An 11,518-nucleotide genomic window follows, 5' to 3' on the forward strand; every position below is an offset into this window, starting at 1 on the left:
AGACATTTTCTACACCCTTCATCAATTGCAAAAAATCATTTCATCGGAACGGTTTTCCTCGTTTTTCGCCCCTTCCCTCGAGAAAAGAGCGGGCAAGCAAACCTTGTCTTATTGAGAAAAAAGGCTTATCATTAAGAGGAGGGATTGTGGGTTTCCGTATTGTCAGACAGGATAATTGAGATCCGAAGTACTGAATCCGTTCCGCTTAATCGGGACGTCAAAAAATTTTTGAAGGAGATGCGGACGTACGGCGTCGGAGTTTTTCCTTCAGGATGTTCGGGTTTGCGGTACGCCCTTGTCCCGGAGCAGAGGGCGCACCGTCGTGAAAATACCTTTATTTCACTATCGCGAGGGGGAAGGTTATTTGTTGCATACGATTCTGGAAAAAAGGCAGCTCTCTCATGACCTTGAGAGGGGGCAGAGCGTCTACTACTTCAAGGTGACGGCGCCGGAGATCGCACGGAACCGAAAGGCGGGGCAGTTTATCATCTTCCAGATCGATCGGGACCTGGGAGAGAGGGTGCCCTTGACCATCGCGGACGCCAACGCGGAGGAGGGCTGGATCGCCATCGTGTTCCAGACGGTGGGGGCGACGACGCTCAAGCTGTCGCAGCTTGAGGTGGGCGACGAGATCCCCGTCCTCCTTGGGCCTCTCGGAAGCCCCACCCACATCGAGAAGATAGGGACGGTCGTCTGCGTGGGCGGCGGCATCGGCGTTGCGCCCATGCATCCTATCGTGCAGGCCCACAAGAAGGCGGGCAACAAGGTCATCGCCATCATCGGGGCCCGGTCCAAGGACCTGGTCATCTTCGAGGATGAGATGCGGGCCATCGCGGACGAGGTCATCGTCGTCACGGACGACGGCTCCTACGGGCGCAAGGGCTTGGTGACCGATCCGCTGAAGGAGCTCTGCGAGGGCAAGGACGGACACGCCATGCCCAACGAGGTGGTCGCCATCGGGCCTCCCATCATGATGAAGTTCTGCGTGGCCACCGCGAAGCCCTTCGGCGTTCCCATCACCGTATCCCTGAACACGATCATGATCGACGGCACGGGCATGTGCGGCGGCTGCCGCGTCTCCGTCGGGGGCGAGACGAAGTTCGTCTGCGTCGACGGCCCGGAGTTCGACGGCTACAAGGTGGACTTCGACAACATGATGACGCGCATGGGGGCGTTTCGCGCCAGGGAGCAGGAAGAATACCACAAGTGCCGCATTGGCTTGGACGCGAAGGCGGGGGCATGACGATGGAACACAAGACGACCGAAATGTTGGCACAGGAGGCCGAGTCGATCTGGGGCGGAATTCAGGGCAAGACGCTGACCCCCAAGGACAGGGCGGCCATCCCGCAGCAGGATATGCCGTCGCGGGATCCGGTCAAGAGGGCCCGCGAGATGGGGGAGGTGGCGCTGGGCTACACGGAGACGCAGGCCAGGGTCGAGGCGGAACGCTGCCTGAACTGCAAGAATCAGCCCTGCGTGAAGGGCTGCCCCGTTGGGGTCCACATCCCCGAGTTCATCGCCTGCATCCAGAAGGGGGATTTCAAGGAGGCCGTGGATACCATCAAGGAGACGAACCTCCTTCCGGCGATCTGCGGTCGCGTCTGCCCTCAGGAGAAGCAATGCCAGAGCTTCTGCACGGTGGGAAAGATGCTGAAGTCCGTCGAGAAATCCGTCGCGATCGGGCGCCTTGAGCGTTTCGTCGCGGACTGGGAGCGAAACAACGACAAGACCACCGTCCCCACGCCGGCCGCTCCGACGGGTAGGAGGGTCGCCGTCGTCGGTTCCGGCCCGGCCGGGTTGACCGTGGCGGCGGACATCCGCAGGGCGGGACATGACGTCACGGTCTTCGAGGCGCTCCAGAAGCAGGGCGGCGTGATGGTCTACGGCATTCCCGAGTTCCGTCTTCCGAAGGAGATCGTGGCCAAGGAGGTCGAGAATCTCAGGAAAATGGGCGTGAAGTTCGAGACGAGCTTCCTGGTGGGACGCACGGAGACCCTGGAGCAGCTCCTCGACTCCGAGGGGTACGACGCCGTGTTCATCGGGACGGGCGCAGGGCTCCCCAAGTTCCTGAACATCGAGGGGGAGAACCTCACCGGCGTCTTCAGCGCCAACGAGTACCTCACCCGCGCCAACCTGATGAAGGCCTACGACACGGAGGGGGCGGACACCCCGCTCTATCAGGCGAAGCGCGTGGCCGTCTTCGGCGGCGGCAACGTCGCGATGGACGCGGCCCGCATGGCCTACCGCCTTGGGGCGGAGAAGGTCTACTGCATCTACCGCCGCACCCGCGCGGAGATGCCGGCCCGCGCCGAGGAGGTGGAGCACGCCTTCGAGGAGGGCGTCGAGTTCCTCTTCCTGAAGAATCCCACCCGTTTCATTCCCCTTGAGACGGAGGACAGGGCCCTGAAAGGGCGCGTCGCGGGGGTCGAGCTGCTGGAATACGAGCTGGGGGAGCCCGATGCGTCGGGCCGCCGCAGCCCGGTGGCAAAGCCCGGCACGGAGCACGTGCTGGAGATCGACGCCGCAGTCGTCGCGCTGGGCAACGAATCGAACCCCCTGATGGCGAAGACGACGAAGGGGCTGAACGTCAACAAGCGCGGCAACATCATCGTCGAGGAGGAGACGCAGAAGACCAGCTTGGACAAGGTCTGGGCCGGCGGTGACATCGTCCTGGGCGCGGCCACCGTCATCCTGGCGATGGGCGAGGGGCGCAAGGCCGCCGCGAGCATCAACGAGTACCTGGCGGGGCTGGGCAGCAAGTAGCCGTATTCCTTCATCCCTGAGCGAGGGCGCCGGGGGGCTCTTCCGCGCCCTCCGACGGTCGGATCCCTTGCCGATGAAGGAGGGGCCGCCCCCGTCATCACGAAAAAAGGACCAAACAGCCAAAAGATCGAGGAGGCCGAGGGTACCCTTGGCCTCCTCTCTTCATAAGGTACAATACGCTCATCCGCTGTCGCATTGAACGATGGAGAAAGGAGTGTATGGCAATGAGGCTGGCAAAGCGCCACGAGAATCTGCGCCCCTCGGGAATGGTACGCATGTTTCAGGCGATCGAGAGAATGGAGGGGGTGCTGAACCTCAGCATCGGCGAGCCGGATTTCGATACGGAACCGGATATCGTCGAGGCTGCGGCAAAAGCCGCCAGGGATGGATTCACCCATTATCCGCCCCTTCAGGGATTTTACGACGTACGCGAGGCCGTGTGCCGCTACTGGGAGCGCCATCACGGTTTGAAGTCGAAGCCGGAGGAGGTCTACATGGCCGTCGGGGCCATGCAGGTGCCGCACCTGGCCTTCGGGGCGCTGCTCGATCCCGGGGATGAGGTGCTGCTCGTGGAGCCCTGCTTCCCTCCCTATTTTTCACAGGTGGAGGGCAACGGAGGGATCCCCGTCGCGGTTCCGACGCGGGAGGAAAGCGGCTTCGCCCCGACGGTCGAGGATCTGAGACGTGCCGTCACGCCCAGGACGAGGGGGCTGCTCCTGAATTCGCCCTGCAACCCCTCGGGGCGGGTCGTGCCGCGCGCCCAGCTCGAGGAGATCGCCGCGTTCGTGCAGGAACACGATCTTTTTGTCCTCAGCGACGAGATCTACGAGTCCCTGGTCTTCAGCGGGGAACACGTCTGTCTGGCGACCCTGCCCGGAATGCGCGAGCGGACCCTCACCATGGGCGGCCTGTCCAAGAGCCACTGCATGACGGGCTGGCGGCTGGGGTATGCCATCGGCCCCGAGGAGGTCATGCGCACCATGACGCTGATCTCGGCCGTGCAGACCTACGGGCTGAACACCCTGGGGCAGAAGGCCGCGCTTTACGCTCTCGACACTCAGGATGCAAAGCTCCTGGAGCGGCGTGCGGTCTTTGCGGACCGGATGGCGGCCGTGGCCGAACGACTGAACTCCATGAAGGGGATCCGCTGTCATCGCGCGGAGGGGGCGTTCTATCTCTTCCCGAACATCTCGGGAACGGGGCTCTCGAGCGAGGACTTCTCCTGGAGGCTGCTGGAGAGCGCAAAAGTTGCGACGATCCCGGGCAGCGCCTTCGGGAGGAGCGGGGAGGGGTATGTTCGGATCGCCTGCACGCAGTCGCGGGATACCCTGATGCGGGCCATGGACGCGCTTGAGGGTTTCGTGAAGGCCCTGTAGGCCTTTTTGCCGGGGGCGGGCCGATCAGGGCGCAACCCGGATGCGTCCCGTCCCCTCCGTAAGCGTTCCGATGAGGGCCGAACGCTCGAAGCCGTTCTCCCGGCAGAAGCGCAACAGCGAGTCCGCCTGATCGGGAGCCACGGCCAGCAACAGCCCCCCGGAGGTCTGGGCGTCGTAGATCATGTCCAGGGAGGCGAGCGTCGGGGAAAAGGTCTCCGAGATGTCCACCTGCTTCTCGTAAGCCTCCCGGTTCCTGTAGGCGCCCTCCGGGACCAGCCCCATGTCCGCGAGCTCCGGAACTCCGCCGAGGACCGGAATTTGCGACAGGGAGAGCTCGCAGTCCACGGTGCTCTCGCTGAGCATGTCCAGGATGTGCCCGACGAGCCCGAAGCCCGTGACGTCCGTCCCCGCATGGATGCTTCGGTGCAGCGTCCCGGAGAGCCTGAGGGGGAGGTCGTTGAGGGTGGTCATCCATCGCATGGCCTCTTCGGCCGTCCGGGGGTCCTCGACCATCCCCGCCTTGATCGCCGTGACCGCGACGCCCGTGCCGACGGGCTTCGTCAGGAGGAGCCGATCCCCCGGCCGCCCTCCGACGGTGCGCCATATTGCGTCCCGGTCCACTTCGCCGTAGACGACGAGGCCGTATTTGGGCTCCTCGTCCTGGACGCTGTGGCCGCCGACGAGGAACGCGCCCGAGGCGCGCGTCCTCTCGAAGCCCCCCTCCAGCACCTTCTTCAGAACCTCCAGCCCGAGGACCTTCGAGGGGAAGCCGACGACGTTCAGGGCCACGATGGGACGGCCCCCCATCGCGAACACGTCGCTGATGGAGTTGGCCGCGGCGATCTGTCCCCAGACGTAGGGATCGTCGGATACGGGCGTGATGAAATCGACGGTGAGGACGCCCAACCGGCGCTCGTCGATCGTCCAGAGGGCCGCGTCCTCGCCGCCGCTCCACGTCGCGAGGACCCGGTCGCTCTCGACATGGGGGATCTCCGCCAAAACCTGAGCCAGGTCCGCCGGACCTATTTTGGCGGCTCACCCGCTGGTTCGGGACATCTCCGTCAGGCGCTTCAGGGCGGCCTGTTTGTCCCCGCAGGCCGCGCGCCGGTCGTTACAGGACATCGTCGCACAGGTTGGCGCCCAGACGGCGCTCCAGATCGGATGGCGCGGAGACGGGGAGGAGCAGCATGAGCTTGCTCATCAGCGCCTCGCGCGTCATGTTGCGGGCCGACAGAACCCCCAGGTCCAGCGCTCGCCGGCCGACCTCGTAGACCGCGGGGTCGGTCCCCCCGAAGGGCGCCTGCCCCCGGAGCACGAAGGGGATTCCCCTGGCGATTCCCCGTTCGATGGCGGGCAGAAGGTTCTCCCCCATGAAGGGCACGCCGCCAAGCCCATAGCCCTCCAGGACGACGGCCCTGGGGCCGGTGTCCGCGACGGCGTCCAGAAAACGGGCCGAGAGCCCGGGAAAGATCGGGACGAGGGCGACGTTCGTCTCGACCGCCGGGGACGGCCCCCAGGGCCGCTCGGCCGACAGGGCCGGGACCTGGGCCGTGAGCCAGGCAATCTTGTGGGTCCCCCGGTCCCTCATCTCCCCGAGGAAAGGGTAGTCCACGCCGACGAAGGCGTTTTTCCTGCGGCTGTCGATCTTGGTGATCCGGGGGCCGTGGAGGAGCAGGCCCGCGAAGGCGACGGAGACGCCCCGGCGCTTGTACATCGCCAGCTGCAGCGCGAAGTGGAAGGCCGCGTAGATGTTCTCCGAGACGTCGCTGTCGGGGACCTCGGCGGAGAGCATGGAGCCGGTGAGGACGACGGGGACGGGGACGTCGTTCAGGAGGTAGGACAGCGCGGAGGCGGTCCACGCCATGGTGTCCGTGCCGTGGAGCATCACGATGGCGTCCGAGCGCGCGGCGCTGTCCCGAACGCAGTCGGCCATGACGAGCCAGTCGGAGGGATGCATGTTGGAGCTGTCCTTGGACATCAGATCGACGACGGCGACGTCATGCTCGAAGCCCATCAGGCCGGGACAGACGCGGAGCAGCTGCTCCCCCGCGAGGCCGGGTTGGAGGCCCCGGTCGGACTCCACGGACGCGATGGTCCCGCCGGTGGTCAGTAGTGAAATTTTCATGGCTGAATCCCTCCTGCTGAAGTAGGGAAAACGATACGAGCATCGTAACGGCACGCCGTCGGGTACGCCAGCGGAAAATCGCCGATGTTGCGGACCGGAAAGGCTGCATCGCCCCCGCCGTTTCGGCTATCGCTCGTTTTTCCCCTCCGTTTTCGGGCGGTCCTCCGTGATGCGGGCCACCCACAGAACGCCGCCGTCCTCCCCGACGACCTCGACAAGCTCTCCGGGAAGGAGCTTTTGCGGATCGCGGGTCCGCGCGGGCAGCTCCACGCGCCCGGCCCGGGTGTCGGCCATGACCTTGCCCTGTCCCCCGCCCGAGCCTGCGATGGCGATGTAGACGGATGCCCGGGAGCCGATCAGGTTGTTCAGCTTCAGGCTGCCGTCCTCCTGAAACCCGAGGAACGTCCTGATCAACAGGAGCGAGGCGAGGACGAAGACCACGCCGGCCGCGATGCCGAAGGCCGAGGAGAGCCCCGGCGCGACGCCGGACAGGAGGCTCGCCAGGGTCACCCATCCGTAGCCGATGAAGAAGCCCACGAAGTTGCGCAGGGAAAGGTAGCCGGAGAACCCCGACGCATGGTCGTGGATCTCTCCGTAGTCGAAGTCCGTGTCGGAAGAATCCGCGTCTCCGCCGTCCTCCCCCATGCCGAGGGTCTGCAGGAGAAAGATTGCGGAGGCGAGAGCCCCTATGGCCGCGTGCGTCCACTCCCAGGGCGTCATTGGGCTTTATCCGCGCTCCCGGGGGCCGGTCGGTGGGGAGGCTTCTCTTCCTCCCTGCGTCCCAGAAGCCCGGGGCCGATGACGCCGGTCATCTTGAGCAGGTCCTGCAGCGGAGGCAGGCTGGTCGCGTAGTCGCGGACGAGGCCGGAGATGGAGTTTCCGCCCCCCGCGCCCCCGTCCCAGACGGTGACCTTGTCGATCTTGAAGTTCGAGATGGCCTTTGCCTGAATTTCCATCATCGCGGGGACGCGATCCGCCATCATCAGCAGGAATGCGGCGTTCGCGTCGCCGCCGGAGGCCTCCACCAGCTTCCGGATACCCTCGGCGTTCGCCTCGAAGATGGCCCTCATTCCCTCCGCGCGGCCCAGCATCTCGTTCTTGATGCGCTCTCCCTCGCCGAGTCCCTCACGCCGCTGCTGTTCCATCAGGGCCTCCGCCGCAATGATCCGCTGCTGTTTCTCCGCCTCGGCGGCCGGGATCGTATTGGCCAGCTGAGCGGCCTTGTCGCGCTCCTTTCGGGCGACCTCCGCCTCGAGCTCGGCCTCGTAGGCGATGCGCCGGGCCTCCGCCTGCGTCGTCTTCTCCGCCACGGTCCCGCGCTTGTCCGCCTCGGCGACCTTCTCGCGCAGCTCCGCCTCGGACTGGGCCTTGACCTGCCTGGCGATGTTCTCGCCCTTTACCGCCTCCGCCTCCGCGGAGGCCACGCCGATGCGCTGTTCCTTCTCGGCCTCGGCCACGCCGATCCTTTGTTCCTTGTCGGCGGAGGCGACGCCGACGATCGCCCGCGAGTTTGCCTCGGCGACGCCGATACGCTGTTCCTTCTCGGCCTCGGCCACGCCGATGGACTGCTCCTTTTCGGCCTTGGCGACGCCGATGCGCTGCTCCTTGCCCGCAAGGCTGATGGCGATGTTCTTCTCCTTCTCGGCCTCGGCCACGCCGGTCTGTCCCTTCTTCTCCTGCTCAGCGACGTCGATGCGGGCCTGGTTGATGGCCTCGGACGCGGCCTTCTGTCCCAGGGCCTTGATGTAGCCCGATTCGTCGTCGATGTCCTTGATGTTGACGTTGATGACCCGCAGGCCGACCTTCGCGAGCTCGACCTCAACGGACTCCATGACGGCGGACTGGAATTTCTCCCGGTCCTTGTTGATCTCCTCGATGTTCATGGTGGCGATGGTGGCGCGGAACTGACCGAAGATGATGTCCTCGGCCACCTTGCGGACATCCGAAAGGTTGAGGCCCAGCAAACGTTCGGCGGCGTTTTTCATGATCACGGGCTCCGTGCTGATGCCCACCGTGAAGGTCGAGGGGGCCGCAATGCGGATGTTCTCCCTCGAAAGCGCGCCCTGAAGCGGAATCTCGATGGAGATCGGGGTCAGGTCGAGATAGGCGTAGTCCTGGAAGAGGGGCCAGACGAAGGCGGCGCCGCCGTGGATGCACCGGGCCGAGCCCTCTCCCGTCTTTCCGTAGATGACGAGAATCCTGTCCGAGGGGCAGCGCCGGTAACGCCTGAGCATGGCGAAGAAGGTCAGAAACAGGAACGCAGTCAGCAGAACGATGAAAACGAGCACTACGGGCATTTCGACCACTCCTTTTACGAGAAATTTCGAGCTCGGGTTCGGGGAAAAACGGATCGAATCCGCTTCGATATGCCTCAGGACAGACGGTTTGCGCTTCCTCAGACGGTGCTCTGCATCGCGGCCATTGCCGCGCCGACCAGGCCCGCTCGGTAGCCCAGGGTACATTGGGTCAGCCGGGTGAAGCGTTCTCCTCGGCCGCCGTAGACCTCGGCGTAGACCTTTTGGCGCAGGGGGGCCAGCAGCCGGTCGCCCTGTCTTCCCACGCCTCCGCCGATGCCGACGACCTCGGGCTGGAGGCCGTTGACGATGTTCGTCACGCCGCAGGCGAGATAGTCCACGTACTCGTCCACCACGCGGAGCGCCGCGGCGTCGCCCCGCTCCGCCGCGGCGAAGGCGGTGTGTCCTCCGACCCGGCCCTCCCTCTCGGCCAGAGCGTTCATGAGGCTCTCGGGATGCGCGGCCATGGCCTCGCGCGTCATGTCGATCAGCCCCGTCGCCGAGGCGTAGGCCTCGAGGCAGCCGCGGCGTCCGCAGGTGCAGGGCCGCCCGCCCTTCACGATCACCATGTGCCCGAACTCGCAGGCCGACGCATTCCATCCCGTCCAGATGCGCCCCTCGACGACGAATCCGGACCCCACGCCGGTGCCCAGGGTCAGGATCATGGCGCTCGACGCGCCCCTGGCGCTGCCGGCGCAGACCTCCCCGAGGGCGGCGGCGTTGGCGTCGTTCTCCACGCGGACGGGGAGCCTCCATGCCTCGGACAGCAGTTTCCCTAAAGGGAAGTTCCTCCAGCCGAGGTTGTTGTTGTAGACGACGGTCCCGGAGGAGGATTCCACCGTGCCGGGGCATCCCACCCCCGCGGCAAAGATCTCCCTGCGGAGAACCCCCGCGGCGGAGACGGCCCGGTCGGCCGCCGACAGGATGTCGCCGATGACGGCCTCCTGAGGGCGGTTGGCCCCCGTCGGTGTCTCCGCCTCCCCGACGATGTTCCCCGTCCCGTCGGTTACGCCGACATTGATGTTGGTCCCGCCGATATCCACTCCGATGTAGAACGCCATGTCCGCGCCTCCCCGCGCTATCGTTCCGGCCCTTCCTCCGGGGCGTGGGTATGGATGGAGCCATCGTCCGCCGAGGGGGGCAGCGAGGGTTTCCGGGGGGCATGGAAGGGGTGGGGCGCTTCCGCTTCCGCGCGGTTTCGCCCATTGTTTTTCGCCTGATAGAGGGCCTCGTCGGCGCGCCGGATCAGGCAATCCGGCGTCTCCCCGGGGCGGAACAGGGAAACTCCCAGCGAGACCGTCAGGGTCCTGTCCCCGCCGAGAGAGAAGGAGCGGGCCTCGCAGCTCCTGCGGATCCGTTCCGCGACGATGTTTGCGATGAACAGGTCCGCCCCGGCCAGAACGATGCTGAACTCCTCCCCCCCGTAGCGTGCGGCGACGTCCTGTTCCCTCAGGGAGTCCCGGATGACCCGGGCCACGAACGCAAGTGCCCGGTCCCCCTCCTGGTGCCCCCACGTGTCGTTGAATTCTTTGAAATGGTCGATGTCGAGCATGATGAAGGAAAGGCTTTTCCCCGTCCTTTCGGCATGCCTGACGCTGTCGTTGAGGATCTGCTCCAGGTAGGAGCGGTTGTACAGCCCCGTCAGTCCGTCCCGTTGGCTGAGCTCGCGATAGTGGGCGCTCTGTGCCTGCAGGCGGTTGTAGTTGTCGAATCGGGCTCGGCTCTCGAAGAGCTTCCGCAGGATCGAGAAAAAAGGGGCGGCGATCAGCAGCGACATGTAGGGGATGTCCGGATAGGAGAGCTTGTCGAGGTAATAGGGGGTATAGTACGTGCCCAGAAACATTATCCCTATGCCGAGGAAAAAAGTGATGTGGGACACCGCATAGAGAAGCAGGCTGCGCAGGGAGGTCCTCGTCCTGACCATATGGACGAACAGGAGCACGGAGCCGGTGAGGCTCAGGAGAAAGGCGCACGTGGCGCCGATATAGACCCAGATAAAACGGCCGTTCATGGCCGCAGCCAGCACCCCGAGCGCCAGGGCGCACTGGTTGCGGAGGGCCGGCCTGTAGGCCTTCTGGATTCGGGGGGCCCCCTGAAGTTCGGAGAGTAGAAAACGGGCGCCCACGATGTTGGCCAATCCGAATACCGACCAGGTGATGAATACGGAGAGCGAGGCCGGCAGATTCATGTAGGCGTGAAAATGTCCGTTGAAGGAGGCGGCGAGCAGGGTGGTGCTCAACTGGAGGATCGTGAAGGTGCGGTACTCCTTCTCTCCGGTCATCATGTAGAAGAGGAAGTACGTCACGACGAACGCGATCATGATTCCTACGAAGGCGAGCTGAGTGATCAGGGATTTGAAGAAGAAGCGAATGAAGGACATCGGCGCCAGCAGGCACAGCCTGGCGGCGACGGGGTAGTCGGAGCGCACGTTCAGGTAGGCGTAGCCGCCCTTGGCGGCCGCATTCAGGGATGCCAGCCAGAGAACCGGATAGCGGGTGTAGAGAAATTGGAGGACATTTCTCGAATCTTTGTCGTAGGAATAATGTTCGTAGGTGGAGAGCGTCTTGGGGACGAAGCAGTCCACGTGCGTGATGTGGGGCGAGGTGATCATCAGGACCCCGCCCTCGTCGGGGCGCAGGGACAGGCCCTCGATATCCCGCACCAGGTCCTCCATGGGGATACGGAACCAGCTCGAGCCGTTGAAGGAGTTCTGCGTGATGATGTCGCCCGATACCGATTCGAAGGGGATGTCCTTTCCGAGGTCCTTGAGGCTTGGCGAGTGGACGGACATTTTCTCGATCCCCTGCAAAAGCGGAAAAACGGCGTTGTCGAAGTCGGCGTCGGCTCTTTCGGAAAGGACGCTGCCCAGGATGATGAGGATGGGAACAAGAAAAAACTTCAGAACTCGGTTTCGACGCATAAACGCTCCAATCCTTTCGGGCCTAGATGGGTGTTGTCTC

9 protein-coding genes are annotated in these 11,518 nt (G+C 64.6%); 3 read left to right on the forward strand and 6 right to left on the reverse strand.

Features of this window, described 5'->3' with window-relative positions:
* Positions 1–364 precede the first annotated feature (364 nt).
* The 3 genes from Q0176_RS04585 (at position 365) to Q0176_RS04595 (ending at position 4,139) form a co-directional block, all read left to right on the forward strand.
* On the forward strand, positions 365–1,243 hold the full coding sequence (locus tag Q0176_RS04585) for a sulfide/dihydroorotate dehydrogenase-like FAD/NAD-binding protein (RefSeq protein ID WP_299299684.1): 879 nt from the start codon (positions 365–367) through the stop codon (positions 1,241–1,243).
* Between the two features lie 2 nt (positions 1,244–1,245).
* Positions 1,246–2,763: an NADPH-dependent glutamate synthase gene (gene gltA, locus Q0176_RS04590; RefSeq protein ID WP_299299686.1), complete on the forward strand. Its 1,518-nt coding sequence runs from the start codon at positions 1,246–1,248 to the stop codon at positions 2,761–2,763.
* Between the two features lie 224 nt (positions 2,764–2,987).
* Entirely contained in the window at positions 2,988–4,139 is a 1,152-nt protein-coding gene (locus tag Q0176_RS04595; RefSeq protein WP_299299688.1) for a pyridoxal phosphate-dependent aminotransferase, read from the forward strand.
* Between the two features lie 24 nt (positions 4,140–4,163).
* Here the strand turns inward: Q0176_RS04595 and selD are convergent, their stop codons facing one another.
* The 6 genes from selD to Q0176_RS04625 form a co-directional block, all read right to left on the reverse strand.
* On the reverse strand, positions 4,164–5,261 hold the full coding sequence (gene selD, locus Q0176_RS04600; protein WP_299299690.1) for a selenide, water dikinase SelD: 1,098 nt from the start codon (positions 5,259–5,261) through the stop codon (positions 4,164–4,166).
* Positions 5,251–6,264: an asparaginase gene (locus tag Q0176_RS04605; RefSeq protein WP_299299692.1), complete on the reverse strand. Its 1,014-nt coding sequence runs from the start codon at positions 6,262–6,264 to the stop codon at positions 5,251–5,253. Before Q0176_RS04605 ends, selD begins: the two co-directional genes overlap by 11 nt.
* 126 nt (positions 6,265–6,390) lie before the next feature.
* Complete coding sequence (locus tag Q0176_RS04610) at positions 6,391–6,984, reverse strand: hypothetical protein (protein ID WP_299299694.1); 594 nt, start codon at positions 6,982–6,984, stop codon at positions 6,391–6,393.
* Complete coding sequence (locus Q0176_RS04615; protein ID WP_299299696.1) at positions 6,981–8,561, reverse strand: flotillin family protein; 1,581 nt, start codon at positions 8,559–8,561, stop codon at positions 6,981–6,983. Before Q0176_RS04615 ends, Q0176_RS04610 begins: the two co-directional genes overlap by 4 nt.
* Before the next feature lie 98 nt (positions 8,562–8,659).
* Positions 8,660–9,619: an ROK family protein gene (locus Q0176_RS04620; protein ID WP_299299698.1), complete on the reverse strand. Its 960-nt coding sequence runs from the start codon at positions 9,617–9,619 to the stop codon at positions 8,660–8,662.
* 17 nt (positions 9,620–9,636) lie between these two features.
* Positions 9,637–11,478: a GGDEF domain-containing protein gene (locus Q0176_RS04625; RefSeq protein ID WP_299299700.1), complete on the reverse strand. Its 1,842-nt coding sequence runs from the start codon at positions 11,476–11,478 to the stop codon at positions 9,637–9,639.
* Positions 11,479–11,518: the final 40 nt, after the last annotated feature.

It is taken from the genome of uncultured Fretibacterium sp. (assembly GCF_938040765.1).
Classification (GTDB): domain Bacteria; phylum Synergistota; class Synergistia; order Synergistales; family Aminobacteriaceae; genus CAJPSE01.

Coding starts and splice junctions, on each gene's coding strand:
- gltA (WP_299299686.1), top strand. CDS start 1,246: ATGGAACACAAGACGACCGAAATGTTGGCACAGGAGGCCGAGTCGATC.
- Q0176_RS04595 (WP_299299688.1), top strand. CDS start 2,988: ATGAGGCTGGCAAAGCGCCACGAGAATCTGCGCCCCTCGGGAATGGTA.
- Q0176_RS04605 (WP_299299692.1), bottom strand. CDS start 6,264: ATGAAAATTTCACTACTGACCACCGGCGGGACCATCGCGTCCGTGGAG.
- Q0176_RS04610 (WP_299299694.1), bottom strand. CDS start 6,984: ATGACGCCCTGGGAGTGGACGCACGCGGCCATAGGGGCTCTCGCCTCC.
- Q0176_RS04615 (WP_299299696.1), bottom strand. CDS start 8,561: ATGCCCGTAGTGCTCGTTTTCATCGTTCTGCTGACTGCGTTCCTGTTT.
- Q0176_RS04620 (WP_299299698.1), bottom strand. CDS start 9,619: ATGGCGTTCTACATCGGAGTGGATATCGGCGGGACCAACATCAATGTC.
- Q0176_RS04625 (WP_299299700.1), bottom strand. CDS start 11,478: ATGCGTCGAAACCGAGTTCTGAAGTTTTTTCTTGTTCCCATCCTCATC.